The organism is Methylobacterium mesophilicum SR1.6/6, assembly GCF_000364445.2.
Taxonomy (GTDB): Bacteria; Pseudomonadota; Alphaproteobacteria; order Rhizobiales; family Beijerinckiaceae; genus Methylobacterium; species Methylobacterium mesophilicum_A.
The window spans coordinates 1,985,880-2,004,385 of record NZ_CP043538.1 but is presented as its reverse complement, the minus strand read 5'-3'; the positions used below and the strand labels follow the sequence as shown (position 1 = coordinate 2,004,385).

Here is an 18,506-nt window from a genome sequence, read left to right as displayed (position 1 = left end):
AGGCGGCCGCAGCTTCCGGCAACCGCGGGGCGGCCCCGCCCAGGGCCCGGGAGCTGGCCGTGATCGCCCGCCGGTTCGCCCATAGCGCGGGGGGATGGCACGGGGGATGACGCAGTCGCGGAGACGCAGCCGGACTTGGTGTCGCCCGCCGTGGTCGAGGCCGCCGCGCGGATGAAGGCCGAGGCCTCGGCCGATGCCGGGAACGCGGTCGACGCGGCGGCAGGCAGGCCGCGGTGGCGTTCACATGCGGGATTGCCCGGCCTGACGGGTCAGACCGGGTGCCGGATGCAGCCGCGAACCGCGGCCCCTGCGCTGTGAGCCCACACGGTCATGGTTCCGCCCTGCCGCCCGCCGGGGCGGTGTCGCCAGACCGTCTCGCACGCCGGCGGCGCGGTCAGGCCAGCCGCTCGATCCAGCCCTGCGCCTGGGCCCGCACGTTGTCGGGCGCGGTGCCGCCATGGCTGGTGCGGCTCGCCACGGAGTTCTCGACGCCCAGCACCGCGTAGACCGCCTCGGTGATCCGCGGCTCGGCCTCCTGCATCTCGGACAGCGACAGCGCCTCCAGGCCCACGCCTCTGGCGGAGGCGGCGCCCACGAGGCGGCCGGTGACATGGTGCGCCTGCCGGAACGGCAGGCCGAGTTCGCGCACCAGCCAGTCGGCGAGGTCGGTGGCCGTAGCGTAGCCCGAGCCGGCGGCTCGGCTGAGCACCGCGGCGTTGGGCTCCAGATCCTTCACCATGCCGGTCATGGCGGCGAGGCACAGGGACAGCGCCTGGAGCGCGTCGAACGTGCCCTCCTTGTCCTCCTGCATGTCCTTCGAATAGGCGAGCGGCAGGCCCTTCATGACGATGAGCAGGCCGGTCAGCGCGCCGATGATCCGGCCGGACTTCGCCCGCACCAGCTCGGCGGCGTCGGGGTTGCGCTTCTGCGGCATGATCGACGAGCCGGTGGTGAACCCGTCCGACAGGCGGACGAAGTTGAACTGGGCCGAGGTCCAGACCACCAGCTCCTCGGCGAAGCGCGACAGGTGCACGGCGCAGATCGAGGCCGCCGCCAGGGCCTCCAGGGCGAAGTCGCGGTCGGCCACAGAATCCAGGGAGTTGGCGGTCGGCCGGTCGAAGCCCAAAGCCGCCGCGGTGGCGTGCCGGTCGATCGGGAAGGAGGTGCCGGCGAGCGCCGCGGCGCCGAGCGGGCACTCGTTGAGCCGCGCCCGGGCATCGCGGAACCGGCCGCGGTCGCGGGCCAGCATCTCCACATAGGCGAGGCAATGGTGGCCGAAGGTCACCGGCTGGGCCGACTGGAGATGGGTGAAGCCCGGCATCACGGTACCGGCGTGCTGGAGCGCCTTGTCGGCCAGGGCGCGCTGCAGGTCGGCGGCCTGCTGGTCGAGGGAATCGAGGGTGTCGCGCACCCAGAGCTTCATGTCGGTGGCGACCTGGTCGTTGCGGGAGCGCGCCGTGTGCAGGCGGCCGGCCGCCGGGCCGACGATCTCGGTCAGCCGGCTCTCCACCGACATATGGATGTCCTCGAGCTCGCGCTTGAACACGAAGCTTCCGGCCTCGATCTCGTCGCGCACGGACTTGAGCCCGGCCTCGATCGCGGCCACATCCTCCGGCGGCAGGATGCCGGCTTGGCCGAGCATCGCCACATGCGCCAGCGAGCCGCGGATATCCTGGGGCGCGAGGCGCTTGTCGAATCCGATGGAGGCGTTGATCTCCTCCATGATCTCCGCCGGGCCGCTCGCGAAGCGGCCGCCCCACATCCGGTTGCTCATGTCGATCCTTCCGCGCCCTGACCGTCCCGAGGCCCGAGCCTGATGCCCGGCCGCACGCCCATCCTGGCCGGCGCGGGCGTCGCCGCGCTCGCCGTCCTCGGCCTCGCCCTATACGGGAGCGGTCTCCTGCCCGGCAACACGGGCGGCGCCCTCCAGCCCTGCGCCGCCGCCAAGCCGGCGCTCGCCCGGGTCGACGCGGCCGCGAAGGGCGAGGTCGCCGCCATGCAGGCCCCGCCGCAGGCGCGGCCCGCGCCGGACATCCGGTTCAAGGGGCCGGACGGCGCCGAGACCGGCCTCGCCGACCTCAGGGGCCGGCTGCTCCTCGTCAATCTCTGGGCGACGTGGTGCGCGCCCTGCAAGGCCGAGATGCCGGCCCTCGACCGGCTCCAGGCGCAGCTCGGCGGGCCCGATTTCCAGGTCGTCGCCATCAACGTCGACACGCGCAACCTCGAGAAGCCGCCGGAATGGCTGAAGCAGGCGGGTATCCACGACCTCGCCTTCTACGCCGATCCCGGCGGCCGCGTGCTGCCGATCCTCCAGCGCGACACGCAATCGCCCGGCCTGCCGACCACGATGCTGGTCGACGCCCAGGGCTGCACGATCGGGGTGATGAAGGGGCCGGCCGCGTGGTCGAGCGCGGACGGGCTGGCGCTGATCCGCGCGGCCCTGGGGCGGACGTCGTAGGATCTTCCTCCGGGCGCTTGCGCGCCCCCGCGATGCGCGGCAAGGCCTGCCGCGATGACGTCGCCCACCCCCGAAAGCACCCCGCCGAGGCGCGGCCCGCGTCCCCTCTCGATCATCCGCACGCTGCTCGCCGGCGAGGCGGCGGGCGGGCTGATCCTGATGGCGGCGGCGGCCTTGGCGCTCGTCGTGGCCAACGGGCCTCTGGCCGAAACCTACGCCCACGCCCTCCACACCGCCCTCGGGCCGATGAGCGTCCAGCACTGGATCAACGACGGCCTGATGGCCGGGTTCTTCCTGCTGGTCGGGCTGGAGATCAAGCGCGAGGCGCTCGACGGGCGGCTGCGGACCTGGCCCGACCGGGTCCTGCCCGGTATCGCGGCGCTCGGCGGCATGGCGGTGCCGGCCGGATTCTACGCGCTGGCCAATCTCGGCGCCGGCACCCTGCGGGGCTGGGCGATCCCGGCCGCCACCGACATCGCCTTCGCGCTGGGCGTCCTGGCGCTGCTCGGGTCGCGGGTGCCGGTCTCCCTCAAGATCTTCCTCAGCGCGGTCGCCATCGTCGACGACCTCGGCGCCGTGGTGGTGATCGCGCTGTTCTACAGTTCCGGCCTCGACCTCACCATGCTGGGCCTCGCCGCCCTCGTGCTGGCCGCCCTCTACGGCCTCAACCGGGCGGGGAACGGGTGGCTTCCGGCCTACGGGCTGCTCGGCCTCGTGCTGTGGGTCCTCGTGCTCCGCTCCGGGATCCACGCGACGATCGCGGGGGTGCTGCTCGCGCTCACGATCCCGATCCGGGTCAGCCCGGGCCGGCCGGAGGATGCGCACTCGCCCCTGCACCGGCTGGAGCACGCCCTCGCGCCCTGGATCACCTACGGGGTGGTGCCGGTCTTCGGCTTCGCCAATGCCGGCGTGGACCTCTCCGGCCTCACCCCCGAGGCCCTGCTCCAGCCGGTGACGCTCGGCATCGCGGCCGGGCTGTTCCTCGGCAAGCAGGCCGGCGTGTTCGCGAGCCTGCGGCTGGCGGTGGCGCTGGGATGGGCCAAGCGCCCGGCCGGGGCCGGCTGGGGGCAGGTCTACGGGGTCGCGGTCCTGTGCGGCATCGGCTTCACCATGAGCCTGTTCATCGGCGGCCTCGCCTTCCCGGACCCGGAGCACGAGACCGCCGTGAAGCTCGGCGTGCTCGCGGGCTCGGCCCTGTCGGGACTCGCCGGCGCGGCGATCCTCCTCGTCGCGAAGCGCCGCGTCACCCCGCACTAGCGGGCGGCCGTCGGCTTCTCCGTCCTTGCGAGCGGAGCGAAGCAAGGACGAGGGGCACCTCGCGCACGTGCCGGGCTCCGTCCGGCGCGAAAATGCGCTACCCCCCGTGGACATGCGCTTCTATCTCGGCCTCGCCACCACCTTCCACGACCCGGCCCTCGCCCTGGTCGGGCCCGACGGCACCCTGCTCTTCGCCGAGGCGGCGGAGCGCGCCCTGCAGTACAAGCGCGCGCCGAACTGCGAGCCGGACGCCCCGTCCGCGATGGCGGCGCTGCTGAAGGCGCACGTCCCGCCGGGATCCGAACTCGTCGTCGCCTCCACCTGGGGCCCGCAATTCACCGACTTCCTGCGCGGCCAGGCCGGCGCCGGCGCCTTCGACCTCATGGCGCTGTCCGCCCACACCACGGCGCTCAACCGCTCCTATGTGCCCGAGCAGGCCGAGCGGGTCTTCATCGCCGACCTCCACGGCGCGCAGGAGCGGGCCGGGCACGGCACCCTGCTGGCCCTGAACCAGGAGGCGCGGATCACCGGCGCGGCGCCCCGGGCGATGATCGCCGGGCAGCGGCGCTACCCGCACCACCTCTGCCACGCCGCCTACGGCCTGTGGGGCAGCCCCTTCGAGACGGCCACCGCCCTGGTGGTCGACGGCATGGGCGAGACCGGCGCGGCGGCGATCTACCGCCTGGAGGACGGCCGGATCACGGAGCTGCGCCGCCACCGCGGGCGCGGCTCGCTGGGCTTCCTGTACGGGCTGATCACCGACCTCGCGGGCTTCGACCAGGTGAAGGGCGAGGAGTGGAAGATCATGGGGCTCGCCCCCTACGGCCGCCCCGACCCGGATCTCGCCGCGCTGCTCGGCCGGCTCTGCACGGTCGAGGGCCACCGCCTGCGCTACGCCGACGCGGAGACGATCCGGGCGGTGGCCGCGGAGATCCGCGCCCGCCGCCCCTCCGATGCCCTGGAGAACGGCTGGGCGGACCTCGCCCGCTGCGGCCAGGACCTGTTCGCGACGCTGATGGACGCGCTGGTGGCCGAGGCCCACGCGCTGGCGCCCTCCGAGAACCTCGTGATCGCCGGCGGCTGTGGGCTGAATTCCTCCTATAACGGCCGGGTGCTGGGCCGGTCCGGCTTCACGCGGCTGCACGTCCCCTCGGCGCCGGCCGACGACGGCAACGCGGTCGGCGCCGCGTGGCTCGCCTACGCGGAGGATCATGCGGACTGGGCCGGACCGCCGCCCGATCAGCGCCCGCTCACGCCCTATCTGGGTTCGGGGGTCTCCACCGCGCCGATGGAGCGGCTCGCCGAGCAGGAGCCGCGGGCCCGGCGCGTCGGCCACGCGGCGGCGACGCGCGCGGCGGCGCAGATCCTGGCCGAGGGCGGCCTCGTCGGCTGGGTGCAGGGCCGGGCGGAGTTCGGGCCCCGGGCGCTGGGCAACCGCTCGATCCTGGCCGATCCGCGCCCGGAGGGCGCCAAGGACGCCCTCAACGCCAAGGTGAAGTACCGGGAGGCGTTCCGGCCGTTCGCGCCGTCGATCCTGGCGGAGGCCGGGCCGGACTGGTTCGAGGATTACGCCGACAGCCCCTACATGGAGCGCACCCTGGTCTGGCGCGAGGCGGTCCGCGCCCGCGTGCCGGCGGTGGTCCACGCGGACGGCACGGGCCGGCTCCAGAGCGTCACGGCAGGGCGGAACCCGGCCTACGCGGCCCTGATCGGCGCCTTCGCGGAGATCACCGGCGTGCCGATCCTGCTCAACACGAGCTTCAACGTGATGGGCAAGCCGATCCTCCACGGCGCGGAGGACGCGATCCTGATGTTCTACACCACCGGCCTCGACGCCCTGGTGGTCGAGGATTGGCTGGTGGTGAAATGAGATGCGCCGCGCCCCGGAGGGACGCGGCGTGGACGTTCAGGCCCTGCGGCCGGTGAAAATGGACGCGGACGTTACTCGCAGACTTCGACGCGGCGGTAGGTGAACTCGCCGTCGCCGAGCCACTCCTTGCGGCGCTCGTAGTGGCAGATCGGGCCGCGGCGCTCGCGCACCACGACGGTCTCGGGCTCCTCGACCACGACGCGGCGCGGGCGGTACTCCGGCGGCGGAGGCGGCGGCGGGTTGTTGGCGCCGTTGACGAGGGCGCTGCCCACCACGCCGCCGACCACGCCCGCCGCGAGGCCGCCGACGATGGCGCCGGTCTGGTCGCGGGCGGCGGCCGGGGCGACGGCCCCGAGCACCAGGGTCGCGGCGAGGGCGGCGGCCCCGGCGCGGATCATCGTGAAGGAACCGGTGACAGACACGCGAAACATCTCCCGTTCGTGTTGAGGATGATCCAACACCGGGAGGATTAAAAATCCCCGAAGTCGCCCATTGAATTGTGTGCCGGATATGGCGAGCCCGCGAGCGGTCCGGCAACGGCGAGACGCGGTCGTCCTTGCGAGCGGAGCGAAGCAACGGAGGGCAGCGCGACATCGGAAATCGTGGCGCGGCCGGATTGCTTCGCTCCGCGCGAAGACGGCGCGGCCATAGCCCTGTCGACGTATCGACGCCGGCCGTTTCTCGGATCGGGCCGGCCTCAGCGGACCGCCCGTCAGAGCAGCCCGTCGAGGGATCCCACCACCGACGTGGGCGCGAGGTCGGCGTACTCGTCCGGCAGACCCCTCCGGTTCACCCAGGCGGTCCGGAAGCCGAAGGCCCCCGCCCCCGCCACGTCCCAGCGGTTCGACGAGCAGAACAGCACGTCGCCCTGCCCCACCGCCAGCCGGGTCAGGGCGATCCGGTAGGCGTCGGGATGTGTCTTGAACACCTGCGCGTCGTCCACCGAGAGAACGGCGTCGAGGTGGTCGGCCAGCCCCGCCGAGGCCACGGCCCGGTCGACCATGGCGGCGTTGCCGTTGGTGAGCACCGCCGTACGGATCCCGCGCTTGCGCAGGGCCGCCAGCACGCCCGGAACCTCGGGATAGGCGTCGAGGTCGCGGTAGGCGTCGAGGAGTTGCTCCCGAAGGCCGGGGTCCACGTTCGGGTGGGTCGCGAGGGCGTAGTCGAGGGCCCGCACGGTGAGGTCCCAGAAGGCCGCGTAGTGGCCCATCAGCGACAGGGTCCAGCTGTATTCGAGCTGCTTGTTGCGCCAGACCTCGGAGAGGTGGGCCGCGTCCGGCCCCACCGCGTCGGCGTAGCGCTGGACCGCGGCGTTCACGTCGAACAGCGTGCCGTAGGCGTCGAACACCGCGGCCTTCACGCCCGCGAGGGGTCCTGATGCGTCGGTCATGGCGTTCCTCACTGGGTGCTCTCGCCCGATCTGGGGCCGGACCCGCGCGGCGGCGAGCCCGGCCGGGTCACTCAGGCCCGGCGCAGGCGCAAGCCGAACAGGTGCAGCAGGCCCGCCAGCAGGCCGCCGTAGACCAGCGCCCCGGCGAGGCCGAGCACCGCCAGGACGACGAGATCGCGCCCGTGCGGCAGGGCCGGCACCAGCGCCTGGACGAGTCCCTGGCCGTAGACCGCGACCGCCGCCAGCCCCAGGCAGGCGAGCGCGACCCCCGCGACCGTGAGCCCGAGGGTGCGTCCCGGCGCCGTCCAGTTCCGGCGTTTGGCCAGGACCAGCAGCAGCAGCAGGTTGACCCACTGGGCGACGGCGGTGGCGAGCGCCAGACCGGTGACGCCGTAGGGGCCGGTGAGCCAGAGCTTCAGGACGACGTTGACGGCGATCGCCGTCAGGGAGGCCCAGAGCGGCGTCCTGGTATCCTGGCGGGCGTAGAAGCTCGCCACGGCGCTGCGCACCAGCACCACGGCCGGCAGCGCGAACCCGTAGGCCGCCAGCACCGAGGCCGCCCGCGCCGCGTCCTCGGCGCTGAAGGCGCCGCGCTGGAACAGCGCCGCCATGATCAGGCCCGGGATCGTCAGGAACGCCACGGTGAATGGCGCCGACAGCGCCAGGGAGAAGCCCGCAGCCCGATTCTGCGCCGCGTGCGCGCCCGCCACGTCGCCCGCGGCAATCCGCCGGCTCATCTCGGGGAGCAGCACGGTGCCGGCCGCGATGGCGATGACGCCGAAGGGAAGCTGGTAGAGCCGGTCGGCGTAGTAGAGGGCCGAGACCGCCCCGGTGGGGAGCCAGCTCGCGATGATCGTGTCGGCGAAGGTGGCGATCTGGAAGCCAGCCGCGCCGATCACCGCGGGCCCGAGCACTGTGAAGAAGCGCTTCAGCGCCGGATCGAGGCGCGGCACCGCGAGGTCGGGCATCACCCGGGCCCGGCGGCAGCCCCACCACAGCAGGCCGAACTGGAGCACGCCCGAGACGGCGACGCCCCAGGCGGCCGCGTAGGCGGCGTTGGGGAACAGGAAGCTCAACGCCAACGCCGCCAGCATGGCGAGGTTGAGCAGGACCGGCGCGCCCGCCGCCACAGCGAAGTGCCGGTGGGCGTTGAGGATGCCCGACAGCAGCGTCACCAGGGTCATGAACAGCAGATACGGGAAGGTGATGCGGGTCAGCGCAACGGCGAGCTGGAAGCGCTCGCCGTCCTCGGCGAATCCCGGCGCCAGGGCGTGGACCACCCAGGGCATCGCCGGCAGCGCGAGGTTGAGCAGCACCAGCTGCACGATCAGCATCAGGGTGAAGACGCGGTCGGCGAATTGGTGCGCCGCCCCGGGCGCGCCGGCCTCCGCGAGCCCGGCATAGGCCGGCACGAAGGCGGTGTTGAACGCCCCCTCGCCGAAGATCGCGCGGAAATGGTTGGGCAGCCGGAAGGCGACCACGAAGGCGTCGGCCATGGGTCCGGCGCCCATGACCGCGGCCATCACCACGTCGCGGGCGAAGCCGGTGACGCGGGAGACCAGCGTCCAGCCGCCGACCGAGAGGATGGAGCGGATCATCGGGCGGGGCGCTCGCCCACCCCCTCCCCCGCAGCGGGGGCGGGCGGGAGCACGGTCGAAGCGTCGGGCGTGTCGATCGAGGGGGAATGGCCGGACCCTTCCGCACCGGGTCATCCGGCGTCGGGCGCATCAAGAGCCGCTTTCGTCGGCCACCTCAAGGGTGCCGCGGACACAGGGCCCGCGGCACCGGCGGAGATGCCTCAGCGGGTCGCCTCGGCGTACATCTTCTCCACATGCTCCCAGTTCACGAGGTTCTCGATGAACGCCTTGAGGTAGTCGGGCCGGCGGTTGCGGTAGTCGATGTAGTAGGAGTGCTCCCACACGTCGACGCCGAGGATCGGCTTGGCGCCGTGGACCAGCGGGTTCTCGCCGTTGGGGGTCTTCATGATCGCGAGCTTGCCGTCCTTGACGGCGAGCCACGCCCAGCCCGAGCCGAACTGGCCGACACCCGCCTGGATGAAGTCGGCCTTGAACTTCTCGGCGCCGCCGAGATCCTCGTCGATCTTCCTGGCGAGCGCGCCGGGGATGGCGCCGCCGCCGTTCGGCTTCATCCACTGCCAGAAGTGGATGTGGTTGTAGTGCTGGCCGGCATTGTTGAAGAGCGGCTGATTGGTGTTGTAGGCGGCCTTGACGATCTCCTCGACGCTCTTGCCCTGGAGATCCGTGCCTTCGAGCAGCTTGTTGCCCGTGTCGACATAGGCCTTGTGGTGCTTGTCGTGGTGAAACTCGAGGGTCTCCTTCGACATGTACGGCCCGAGCGCGTCGTATGCGTAGGGCAGTTCCGGCAGGGTGAAGGTCATCGCATCTGTCTCCGCTAAGCAGGGGGCGGCCTCGTCCCCGGCGGGGGGCTCCCGAGTCGAGAGCCCGCTAGGTAAGTCGGTCGCCGCGGGACGGCAACGCCGTGGCGGCCCGGCTCCACGCGAAGTTCCGGATCGATCCGGAACTTCGCGCTGCGGAACGGACCGCCGGGGTCCGCCGCCGGACGATCGCCGCGCCGGGTATCCCGGGCAATCCAGCGGCGTGGTTTTGCAATATGACGGCCAGGGCTTACTGTGCGCCACGCTTTGAGCGCCGGCAGTTAGCCGGCCTGTGCTAGAGAGTATCATGATCGCTGCGCTGTTCGCGCTCGCCGCTGCCATGGTCATCGGGGGCAGCGCCGCCGTGATCCAGGGCTTTCCGTATGTGCGCCTGGAGAGCGGGCTCGCGATGGTCATCGCGGGCTCGGTGGCGGCCTCCTCGGGGGCGGTCCTGTTCGGGCTCGGCGTGCTCGCCCTCGCCTTCCGCCGGGTCGAGCGGGCGGTCGGGCAGGTCCCCGCGTCCCGGGCCCGGGAGGCTGCCCCGGTCTCCGCTCCGGTTGCCGCCGACGAGGGCCGCTCCCGGCTGCCGCCGGTCTTGCCCGCCGCGCCCGCCTTCCTCGTCCCGCCCGTCGTGGAGCCGCCCTTCGACCCCGACCGGTCACGGATCGATCCGAAGTCGGAGCCCCGGCCCGAGGGTCTGCCGGAGCTGGCCCTGCTCGCGGCGGAGGCGGACAAGCCCGACGCGGCCCTGCCGGAGCCGCCGAAGCCGTCGAAGCCGCCCCGGGCGGAGCCGGACCTGCGGGTCCCGCCGCCGCTCGCCGCCCAGGATCCGGCTCCCCAGACCAAGCCGGACGCCAAGGGCCCCGGCGTGATCGCCCCCGAGGACGACCTGTTCGCCGCCCCCGAGGCGTCCCCGGGCGCGGAGGAGCCCCCCGCTTTGCGTTCGAGCCTCGACCCGGCGCCCGTGCCGGCCCCGAAGCCGGCGACGCGCACCGTCGTCGGGCGCTACGCCTCGGGGGGCAACACCTACGTGATGTTCGAGGACGGCTCGATCGAGGCGGAGACGCCGCAGGGCCGCTTCACCTTCGCGTCGCTGGACGAGCTGAAGGCCTTCGTGGACGGCGGCGGCGAATCCGGGACCCGCGGCGCGGCCTGACGCCGCCGGCGGGCAGGCGGCCTTCCCATCCGCGCCCTCCTCCTGAGGTGCCTGTGCAACCGGCTCACACCAGCGGTTTGAGGCTGTCGTTGCGCGGCGGGATCGGCGCGCGCATGGTCAGGGCGAAGCCGCCGGGGGCGTAGTCGGTCGTCACCTCGGCCTGGACCTGCGTGATCAGGACCCGCTGAAGCAGCCGCGATCCGAAGCCCTGACGGGTCGGCGGCTCGACCGGGGGGCCGCCGGTCTCGCGCCAGGAGAAGCGCAGGATCCCCGCCGGGCCGCCCGGCTCGAGCGACCATTCCACCGCGACCCGCCCGGTGCGGTTCGACAGCGCCCCGTACTTGGCGGCGTTGGTGGTGAGTTCGTGGATCGCCATCCCGATCGGCACCGCGATCTCGGAGGGCAGGTCGATCGCCGGCCCGTCGAGGCTGATGCGCCCTTCCGCGGCGCCGTCCGGCGCCACCTCGGCATAGGGCCTCAGCTCGTTGAGCAGGAGGTTGCCGAGCGAGGCCGTCTGCCACGTGTCCTCGGTCAGCACCGAATGGGTGTGGGCCAGCGATTTGATGCGCCCGACGAAGGCCTCGTAGAAGCTCTCGATGCTCGACGCCGTGCGCGCCGTGGAGCCCACGATCGCCTGCACGGTGGCCAGGGTATTCTTCACCCGGTGGTGCAGTTCGCGGATCAGCAGGCTCTGGCGCTCCTCGGCGAGGCGCCGGTCGGTCACGTCCGCCACAACGCCGATCAGGCGGCGCGGCAGCCGGTCGGGGGCGTCGCGCTCGAAGCGGCCGGCCATGTCGATCGTCCGCCACGCCCCGTCGGACTTGCGCCGGATGCGCCCGCCGATGTGCAGGATCCCGTCCTCCCGCAGCGCCTTGGAGATCGCCCGTCGGACGGCGGCGCGATCGTCCGGGTGCAGGATGTCGTTGAGGAACTCGTTCTTGCCGATGGTGCCGTCCTCGGGCGCGTGCCCGAAGATCTCGTACATGTGCTCGTTCTCCCAGATCGCCTGGTCCTCGAGCATGTGCCACTCGAAGATGCCGAGCTTGGCGATCGTGGTCGCGACCCGGAGCCGCTGGTCGCGGGACAGGATCTCGTCCCGGGCCTCGACCCGCGTGGTGATGTCCTGGAGGACGCCGACCATGCTGGCGGGCGTCCCGTCCGGGCCCGGCACGGCCTGACCGCGCACCCGCAGGATCACCGTGCGCCCGGCCACCGTGGTGGGCGTGTCGAACTGGTAGGGCTCGCCGGTACCGGTCGCCCCGGCGATGATCGCGCTCAGGCGGTCGAGTTCCGTCTGGGACAGGCCGGTCTTCAGTTCGTCCCACGAGACGGAGCGGCCCGGCGGCCGGCCCAGGATCCGGGCGGCGCGCCGCGACAGGGTGAGCAGACCCGTGGCCCGGTCCCAGCGCCATTCCCCGAGGCCGGCGGCCGCCAGCGCTTCGCTGTTCGCCTCGGAATGGGCCGCCGCGTCCACGTCGACGGACTCGACCACGAGGGTCGCCCCGGAGCGCCGCACCCGCACGTCGACGGCGCTGCCATCGGCCCGACGCCAGAACTGAAGGCCGTCACCGAGGCCCCCGGAGGCCTCGTTCAGCAGCGCGCCGGTCGGCCGGCCGGCCAGGGTGCCCGGCGCCCAGCCGAGCAGATCGTGCAGGGCCCGGTTGGCGGCGACGATGACGGTCGCGTCGGCCGACAGCACGACGAGGCCGATTGCGGCATCGTCGAAGCCGGCGCGATACGGATCGTGCGCCGCCGGTTCCTGACCCACCCGCTCATTCACTCGGAAGAACCCTCGAACGCGCGGTGGCGCGCCCCCGCAGGAGTAAGCCCCCTCCCCCGGCGCGATCCGGGACCGCGACGGCATATCAGGATGGCCTCCGAGCGTGACCGTTGCAAGGCGTTCCGGCGGGTTGCGGCGCGCCGCCCGCGGGCGCCGCGGCTGTCACCGTGGCAGCCGCGCGAACTCCAGGTAGGTCGGGCGCCGTCCCGCCGCCAGCGCCTTCGCCTCGTAGCGCGTGCCGGGCCAGCCCGGGAAGGGCTGCGTCCAGTCCCGCGCGCTCCGCGCCGTCCAGCGCAGGGTCGGGCAGCGGGCGGCCCGCGCCAGCGTCCAGCCGGCGTAGTCGTCGATGTCGCTGGCGAAACGGAACAGGCCGCCCTCCTTCAGGACCCGCCCGATCTCGGCCAGGGACGCCTCCGAGACGAAGCGGCGCTTGCGCTGGCGCCGCTTGGGCCAGGGATCGGGATAGAGCAGGTAGACCCGCTCCAGGCTGGCATCCGGCAGCCGCGCCAGCAGGGCGGTCACGTCCTCGTCGCGGATGCGGACGTTGCGCAGGCCCCGCGCCTCGACCGCGGCGAGCAGCTTGACCACGCCGTTGACGAACGGCTCGGCGCCGATGATGCCGATCCCGGGCTGGGCCTCCGCCTGGGCCGCGAGGTGCTCGCCGCCGCCGAAGCCGATTTCCAGCCAGACCGCCTCCGGCGGCGCCGGCATGGCCGGGAACAGGGCGCGCGGGTCGAGGGGCGCGCCGTCCGGCGGCAGGGTGACCCGGAGGGCCGGCAGCAGCTCGGTCAGCCGGCGCTCCTGCTCGCCGCGCAGGCGCTTGCCCTTGCGCCGCCCGAAGAAGGCGCGCTCCGGCTCGTCGTTCGCGTCGGGGGAAGGTCCTGGGGTGTCAGTGTCCAACGGCTCAGCACATCCCGGAGTGTGGACCGACCCTCTTCCCGGACGCCCGAGCGTCGACGGACGGTGATCCGGATTCAACGTCCGATTGGCCGCGAAGCGGCACGAGGCGGTAATTCGGCATCCGCGCGCAACGGCGCCCCGGCCGGGCGCTTCGCATCGTCCCGAACCGGGCGCCGGATCGCAATCCGCTGACGCTTCCTGCATCCGGGAGAGGGGCGATGCCGAACGCACCGCCCGCCCCTGCTCGCCCGGCCTCTGTTCGCCCAGCTTCCGTCCGCTCGCTGCGCGACGCGGCAGGCGGCCGGCCGGTGCTCGGGGGTCGGCCGCCTGCTACCCTCAGGCGAGCGCCGACTTCAGCTTGTCGGCGAGGTCCGTGCGCTCCCAGGAGAAGCCGCCATCGGCCTCCGGGGCGCGGCCGAAATGGCCGTAGGCCGAAGTGCGGGCATAGATCGGCTTGTTGAGGCCGAGCGCCGTGCGGATGCCGCGGGGCGACAGGTCCAGGGCGTCCATCAGCACCGCTTCGAGCTTGGCCTCGTCCACGTTGCCGGTTCCGTGCAGGTCCACGTAGATCGAGAGCGGCTTCGACACGCCGATCGCGTAGGCGAGCTGGATCGTGGCGCGGCGGGCGAGGCCCGCGGCCACGACGTTCTTGGCCAGGTAGCGCGCCGCGTAGGCCGCCGAGCGGTCGACCTTGGTCGGGTCCTTGCCCGAGAAGGCGCCGCCGCCGTGCGGGGCTGCGCCGCCGTAGGTGTCGACGATGATCTTGCGGCCGGTGAGGCCGGCATCGCCGTCCGGACCGCCGATCACGAACTTGCCGGTCGGGTTCACGTGCCAGACCGTGCCCTCGTTGACCCAGCCCTCCGGCAGGGCCTTGCGGATATAGGGCTCGACGATGGCGCGCACGTCCGCCGAGTCCAGGGACTCGTCGAGGTGCTGGGTCGACAGGACGATCTGCGTGACCTCGACCGGGCGGCCGTTCTCGTAGCGGACCGTGACCTGGCTCTTGGCGTCGGGGCCGAGCTTGGCGGCGTCGCCCTGCTTGGCCCGGCGGGCGTCGGCGAGATCCTTGAGGATCCGGTGGGCGTAGAAGATCGGGGCCGGCATCAGCTCGGGCGTCTCGTCGGCCGCGTAGCCGAACATGATGCCCTGGTCGCCCGCGCCCTCGTCCTTGTTGCCGGCGGCGTCCACGCCCTGCGCGATGTCGGCCGACTGGGCGTGCAGGTGGATGGCGACGTCGTTGTTCTTCCAATGGAAGCCCGACTGCTCGTAGCCGATGTCCTTTACCGCCTCGCGAGTCAGGGCCTCAAGGTCCTTGAAGGTCACCGAGTCGGGCCCGCGCACCTCGCCGGCGATGACGATCCGGTTTGTCGTGGCGAGCGTCTCGACGCCGAGGCGCGCCTCCGGCATCGCCGTCAGGTACGCGTCGACCACCGTGTCGGAGATCCGGTCGCAGACCTTGTCGGGGTGCCCTTCGGACACGGATTCGCTGGTGAAGAGGTAGTTGGAACGCGGCATCGGACGGACGGCCCCGGCTTCACAGGCACGCCGGTGCGATCACGGCGTTTGACCCTTCATGGGGCGGGGGTTCTCGCACCGGGCCCATGAAGGGTCAAGGCGGATCACCGGACGAATCCGGTAAAACGAACGAAGTGGCTGGACAATCGCCCGCCCCTTCGAGCGATCGGTGACGGGGACCGCAACTTCGGGCCGACGCGCCCGGCACCCCTGGTCAGGCCGGCCGCGAACCATCGGGCACCTGCATCGACGCGCAGTCTCGGCCCGTCAGGCGCGGCGGGACCGCGCGCTCCCGCACGCGACCTTCATACATGGGAAGCACTTATCGCGTCCGGCCCTCTCTCAACGCAGCGGAGCGGTACGACGCTCAACGCAGCAGATGTTCGGGCCCGGTGAAGCCGGCACGTTCGACGGGACCGCTTGTCAGCGGGGCCGGCGCGGCACTCTCAGCCGCCGAGCTTGCTCTCCAGCGCCCGAATGGCCGCGGCCACGTCCCGGCGCGCCTCCTCGGAGAAGTTCTCGGTGATGTGCCGGCCCACGATCTCGGCCAGGCCCTTGAGGCCGCCTTCGCTGAGGCTCGCCTGGTCCGGCTCGCTGAAGCCCGGGGCGGTGAAATCGTCGTTGCGCGGCATGCCCTTGAAGAAGTAGTCCATCGGCACACCGGTCATCCGGGAGAAGATGTCGAGATGAACGGCACTGATCCTGTTGGTGCCCTTCTCGTACTTCTGTAGCTGAGCTGCAGACATACCGAAGCTCTGCGCGACGCGGCGCTGCGTGAGGGACGCCTTGCGTCGCTGCTCGGCGATGCGCTGCCCGACATAGACGTCGCGCTGATCGGTTTTCTGACCCGCCATGAAGAGCTCGTCCACCCCCGTGCCGTGATTCCCTCTGGCAAAGCTTAGCGCCGCCCCGGGAACTTGTCACCGGCGCAGGCGTGACGCGGTGAACGATTTCCCGCGCTGCCGGAGCGGGGAGTGATCGCGTGGAAGATGGTGGTGTCCCCGGCAGGGCTCGAACCTGCGACCCCAGGTTTCATACCACTTCGACTTTCGCCGCCGCGTCCCCGAGGGGCCGCGTTCGTGGCCTGGACTATCCCTTCACCCTGGGCGGGGCTCGCGCCCGGCCTGTAGGTGCCGCCCGTCTAGTCTCTACACCTTCCCGCAGGCCGCGAGCGCGACGTGCGGGCTTGGCTCGGGATCGGCAGGGCCCGGACGAGCCGGCGCCTGGAGCTTTCCCCGACTTTGAGCGGATCCGCCGCGCGGTTTCCCGGCGCGACGCCCAATTCGACCTGATCTAGGAAACCTGTGCTCTGTCCAGCTGAGCTACGGAGACGACCGCCGGCTGCATAGCATCCTCCCTGCCGCAGGCCAACCGCACCCATTGGCGGATGCGCGCGCCCGGCGCATGATCTGCCCGTGCAGGCGATCCTCGCAACGGCGACCCGGCAAGTCGTGACGGTGCTGGCGGCGCTCGCGGCCGTGGGTCCGGCGCCGGCCCGCGCGGCCTCGCGCGCCGGCCCGCCGGCTTGTCTGGCGGGGCCGGTCCGCTTCGAGATCCTGGAGGCGGTCGGGCCACGCGGCGAGATCCGCCTGGGGTCGGGCGCCCGCGCGGTCCTGGACTCCCTCCGCTGGCCCGACGCGCCGGAGGCGGCCGCCGCCGCGGCGGCCTGGCTCGACGGGCGGCGGGGCGCCCGGGTCGCGGTGGTGCCGCGCGGGCAGCCCGACCGCTGGGACCGGCAGCGGGCCGACATCCAGCTCGCGGAGGGCGACGAGGATCTCGCGGGCGGCCTGATCGCGTCGGGCCTCGCCTTCGCGGAGTCCGGCGAGGCTGATTCGCTCTGCCGCCCGGCGCTGCGCGTCGTCGAGGCCTCTGCGCGGGCGCGGCGCGTCGGCCTGTGGCGGGAGCCGATTCCGGTCGCCACGGACGGGCCGGCGCTCCGGGCGCTGGCCGGACGCTTCGCGATCGTGGAGGGCGACGTGCGCCGCGTCGGCGAGCGCAGCGCCCGCACCTACATCGATTTCGGCGCCCGCGGATCGGACGCACTCACGGTCACGGTATCGAAACGCACTTGGCGAATGGTGCGCGCGCGTGGTTTGAGTGCGGCCTTGCTCGAAGGCCGGCGCGTGCGCGTGCGCGGCATCCTGGAGGTCTGGCGCGGCCCGACCCTGGAAGCCGACGCGGACGGGATCGAGCTCGTGGGCGAGACGGAACGGCCGGAGGCCGGACCGGAGAAGGAACGGGGGCTGCGGCGCTGATCGCGATGGGCGGGATCACGGGGCAATTTCGGTCGGCGGGGCGTCTCCTGGGCGGCGTGACGGCACTCTGTGCCCTGGCCACCCTGCTCGGCGCCTGCGTCGCGGACCAGACCGGGGCGGTCGTGCAGCCGGCGGTTGTCCGGGTGCCGGCCGAGGCGCCGCGCACCACCGGCCGGGAGCGCGTCGCGGATTCCGATCACCTCAAGCTCGTGGCGTCCTTCGGCGGCGAGGCGCGCGCCCCCAACGTGACGCGGATGCTCACGGAGGTGACCGACCGCCTCGTGAAGGCCAGCGACCGGCCGGACCAGGCCTACGCGGTGACGCTCCTCGACTCCCCCGTGGTCAACGCCTTCGCGCTGCCGAATGGCCGGCTCTATGTGACCCGCGGGCTGGTGGCGCTCGCCAACGACACCTCGGAGGTGGCCGCCGTGCTGGCGCACGAGATGGCCCACGTGACCCTCAATCACGCCACGGCGCGGAGCGAGCTGGAACTGCGCTCGGCCCTCGTCAGCCGCGTCGTGGCCGACGTCCTGAACGACCCCGATACCGGGGCGCAGCTCCAGCACCAGTCGCGCTTCGCGCTGGCGCGCTTCTCCCGGGAGCAGGAGCTGGAGGCGGATGCCACCGGCGTGCGCACCCTGGCGAAGGCCGGCTACGACCCGTTCGCCGCCGGCCGGTTCCTCACCGCCCTCAACCGCTCGACGGGCCTGAAAGCCGGCAGCGCCGCCGCGCCCGACATGCTGGCGACCCATCCGGGCACGGCCGAGCGCATCGTTCAGGTCACGCGCGCGGCCCGCCGCATCGGCGCCCCCGGGATCGGCACCGACGACCGGGCAACCTTCCTGGCGGCGGTGGACGGCCTCGCCTACGGCGACAACCCGCGCGACGGCGCGGTGCGGGGCCATCGCTTCATCCATCCGGGCCTCGGCATCGCCTTCGAGGTGCCCGAGGGCTTCGCCCTGGAGAATACCCGCTCGGCCGTGCTCGGCACGACCCAGGACGGCAGCCGGCGCCTGCTGTTCGACCAGATCGACGCGAAGGAGGGCCAATCCCTGGAGGCGGTGCTGAAGGCGAGCTGGAACGACGCCTTCGATCCGGCCGGCTTCGAGACCCGGGAGGTCGCCGGCCACCCGGCCGCCTTCGCGCTCTCGCGGGGCAAGGAGTGGACGTTCCGCCTCGCGGCGATCCGGATCGGCGACTCGACTTACCGGATGATCATGGCCGCCAAGGGCGCCGCCGATCCAGACCCTGCCTTCCGCCGCTGGACGGCGACGCTCGCGGCGGTGCCGTCGGACGAAGTGGTCCTGCGGCCCCTGCGGCTGCAGGTCGTGCAGGCGACCTCGACCGGCGCCGAGGATCTCGCCCGCCGCATGGCGGTGCCGGATCGCGCGCTCGACCGGTTCCTCGTCCTCAACGGCCTGGAGCGGGGCGCGCCGCTGGTGGCGGGCCGCAGCTACAAGATCGTGACGGAATAGCCGCCCTGCGCGGTTGCGGCTTGTGCCAGGCGAGAGCCCGGCGATCCTTCCGGCA

General features: G+C 72.8%; 15 protein-coding genes. 6 read left to right on the top strand and 9 right to left on the bottom strand.

The features are described from left to right. Positions 1 to 394: 394 nt before the first annotated feature. Entirely contained in the window at positions 395 to 1,774 is a 1,380-nt protein-coding gene (gene argH / locus MMSR116_RS09405; protein ID WP_158168658.1) for an argininosuccinate lyase, read from the bottom strand. 42 nt (positions 1,775 to 1,816) lie between these two features. On the opposite strand from argH, the gene tlpA reads away from it, so the two are divergent. The 3 genes from tlpA to MMSR116_RS09390 all read left to right on the top strand — a co-directional run bounded on the left by tlpA (position 1,817) and on the right by MMSR116_RS09390 (position 5,585). After that, on the top strand, positions 1,817 to 2,458 hold the full coding sequence (gene tlpA, locus MMSR116_RS09400) for a thiol:disulfide interchange protein TlpA (RefSeq protein ID WP_010684877.1): 642 nt from the start codon (positions 1,817 to 1,819) through the stop codon (positions 2,456 to 2,458). Positions 2,459 to 2,512: 54 nt separating this feature from the next. Beyond that, entirely contained in the window at positions 2,513 to 3,715 is a 1,203-nt protein-coding gene (gene nhaA, locus MMSR116_RS09395) for a Na+/H+ antiporter NhaA (RefSeq protein ID WP_010684876.1), read from the top strand. Positions 3,716 to 3,827: 112 nt separating this feature from the next. Beyond that, positions 3,828 to 5,585 carry a carbamoyltransferase family protein gene (locus tag MMSR116_RS09390; protein WP_039893705.1) on the top strand — a complete coding sequence of 586 codons (1,758 nt, stop codon included), beginning with the start codon at positions 3,828 to 3,830 and terminating at the stop codon, positions 5,583 to 5,585. A 71-nt stretch (positions 5,586 to 5,656) separates the two neighbouring features. Here MMSR116_RS09390 and MMSR116_RS09385 read toward each other — a convergent pair whose 3' ends face one another. The 4 genes from MMSR116_RS09385 to MMSR116_RS09370 form a co-directional block, all read right to left on the bottom strand. After that, entirely contained in the window at positions 5,657 to 6,016 is a 360-nt protein-coding gene (locus MMSR116_RS09385) for a hypothetical protein (protein WP_051072230.1), read from the bottom strand. A 281-nt stretch (positions 6,017 to 6,297) separates the two neighbouring features. Next, the gene (locus MMSR116_RS09380; protein ID WP_010684873.1) at positions 6,298 to 6,975 is read right to left on the bottom strand and encodes a haloacid dehalogenase type II; all 678 of its coding nucleotides are present in this window, start codon (positions 6,973 to 6,975) and stop codon (positions 6,298 to 6,300) included. Positions 6,976 to 7,046: 71 nt separating this feature from the next. Continuing rightward, complete coding sequence (gene murJ, locus MMSR116_RS09375) at positions 7,047 to 8,573, bottom strand: murein biosynthesis integral membrane protein MurJ (protein ID WP_010684872.1); 1,527 nt, start codon at positions 8,571 to 8,573, stop codon at positions 7,047 to 7,049. 200 nt (positions 8,574 to 8,773) lie between these two features. Further along, positions 8,774 to 9,373: a superoxide dismutase gene (locus MMSR116_RS09370; protein WP_010684871.1), complete on the bottom strand. Its 600-nt coding sequence runs from the start codon at positions 9,371 to 9,373 to the stop codon at positions 8,774 to 8,776. A gap of 304 nt (positions 9,374 to 9,677) precedes the next feature. Here MMSR116_RS09370 and MMSR116_RS09365 point away from each other — a divergent pair, with 304 nt between their 5' ends. After that, positions 9,678 to 10,526, top strand: a complete 849-nt coding sequence (locus tag MMSR116_RS09365; RefSeq protein ID WP_010684870.1) for a hypothetical protein — start codon at positions 9,678 to 9,680, stop codon at positions 10,524 to 10,526. A gap of 64 nt (positions 10,527 to 10,590) precedes the next feature. Here MMSR116_RS09365 and MMSR116_RS09360 read toward each other — a convergent pair whose 3' ends face one another. From MMSR116_RS09360 to MMSR116_RS09345, 4 genes are all read right to left on the bottom strand, one after another. Further along, positions 10,591 to 12,306 carry a sensor histidine kinase gene (locus tag MMSR116_RS09360; protein ID WP_010684869.1) on the bottom strand — a complete coding sequence of 572 codons (1,716 nt, stop codon included), beginning with the start codon at positions 12,304 to 12,306 and terminating at the stop codon, positions 10,591 to 10,593. 162 nt (positions 12,307 to 12,468) lie between these two features. Beyond that, positions 12,469 to 13,206 (bottom strand): tRNA (guanine(46)-N(7))-methyltransferase TrmB, encoded by a 738-nt coding sequence (gene trmB, locus MMSR116_RS09355; RefSeq protein WP_010684868.1) that lies wholly within the window; start codon positions 13,204 to 13,206, stop codon positions 12,469 to 12,471. Positions 13,207 to 13,542: 336 nt separating this feature from the next. Next, complete coding sequence (metK, locus tag MMSR116_RS09350) at positions 13,543 to 14,721, bottom strand: methionine adenosyltransferase (RefSeq protein ID WP_010684867.1); 1,179 nt, start codon at positions 14,719 to 14,721, stop codon at positions 13,543 to 13,545. Positions 14,722 to 15,167: 446 nt separating this feature from the next. Further along, on the bottom strand, positions 15,168 to 15,575 hold the full coding sequence (locus MMSR116_RS09345) for a helix-turn-helix domain-containing protein (protein ID WP_010684866.1): 408 nt from the start codon (positions 15,573 to 15,575) through the stop codon (positions 15,168 to 15,170). A 561-nt stretch (positions 15,576 to 16,136) separates the two neighbouring features. Here MMSR116_RS09345 and MMSR116_RS09340 point away from each other — a divergent pair. Both MMSR116_RS09340 and MMSR116_RS09335 read left to right on the top strand, forming a co-directional pair. Continuing rightward, positions 16,137 to 16,976, top strand: coding sequence for a thermonuclease family protein (locus MMSR116_RS09340; RefSeq protein WP_010684865.1), 840 nt, complete (start codon positions 16,137 to 16,139; stop codon positions 16,974 to 16,976). A gap of 5 nt (positions 16,977 to 16,981) precedes the next feature. Further along, on the top strand, positions 16,982 to 18,451 hold the full coding sequence (locus MMSR116_RS09335) for a M48 family metalloprotease (RefSeq protein WP_010684864.1): 1,470 nt from the start codon (positions 16,982 to 16,984) through the stop codon (positions 18,449 to 18,451). Positions 18,452 to 18,506 lie beyond the last annotated feature (55 nt).

Excerpts from the sequence above, each read along its gene's own strand:
- MMSR116_RS09385 (WP_051072230.1), bottom strand. The coding sequence starts at position 6,016 with ATGTTTCGCGTGTCTGTCACCGGTTCCTTCACGATGATCCGCGCCGGG.
- MMSR116_RS09345 (WP_010684866.1), bottom strand. The coding sequence starts at position 15,575 with ATGGCGGGTCAGAAAACCGATCAGCGCGACGTCTATGTCGGGCAGCGC.
- murJ (WP_010684872.1), bottom strand. The coding sequence starts at position 8,573 with ATGATCCGCTCCATCCTCTCGGTCGGCGGCTGGACGCTGGTCTCCCGC.
- MMSR116_RS09370 (WP_010684871.1), bottom strand. The coding sequence starts at position 9,373 with ATGACCTTCACCCTGCCGGAACTGCCCTACGCATACGACGCGCTCGGG.
- MMSR116_RS09390 (WP_039893705.1), top strand. The coding sequence starts at position 3,828 with ATGCGCTTCTATCTCGGCCTCGCCACCACCTTCCACGACCCGGCCCTC.
- MMSR116_RS09365 (WP_010684870.1), top strand. The coding sequence starts at position 9,678 with ATGATCGCTGCGCTGTTCGCGCTCGCCGCTGCCATGGTCATCGGGGGC.
- nhaA (WP_010684876.1), top strand. The coding sequence starts at position 2,513 with ATGACGTCGCCCACCCCCGAAAGCACCCCGCCGAGGCGCGGCCCGCGT.
- MMSR116_RS09380 (WP_010684873.1), bottom strand. The coding sequence starts at position 6,975 with ATGACCGACGCATCAGGACCCCTCGCGGGCGTGAAGGCCGCGGTGTTC.
- metK (WP_010684867.1), bottom strand. The coding sequence starts at position 14,721 with ATGCCGCGTTCCAACTACCTCTTCACCAGCGAATCCGTGTCCGAAGGG.
- tlpA (WP_010684877.1), top strand. The coding sequence starts at position 1,817 with ATGCCCGGCCGCACGCCCATCCTGGCCGGCGCGGGCGTCGCCGCGCTC.
- argH (WP_158168658.1), bottom strand. The coding sequence starts at position 1,774 with ATGAGCAACCGGATGTGGGGCGGCCGCTTCGCGAGCGGCCCGGCGGAG.
- MMSR116_RS09335 (WP_010684864.1), top strand. The coding sequence starts at position 16,982 with ATGGGCGGGATCACGGGGCAATTTCGGTCGGCGGGGCGTCTCCTGGGC.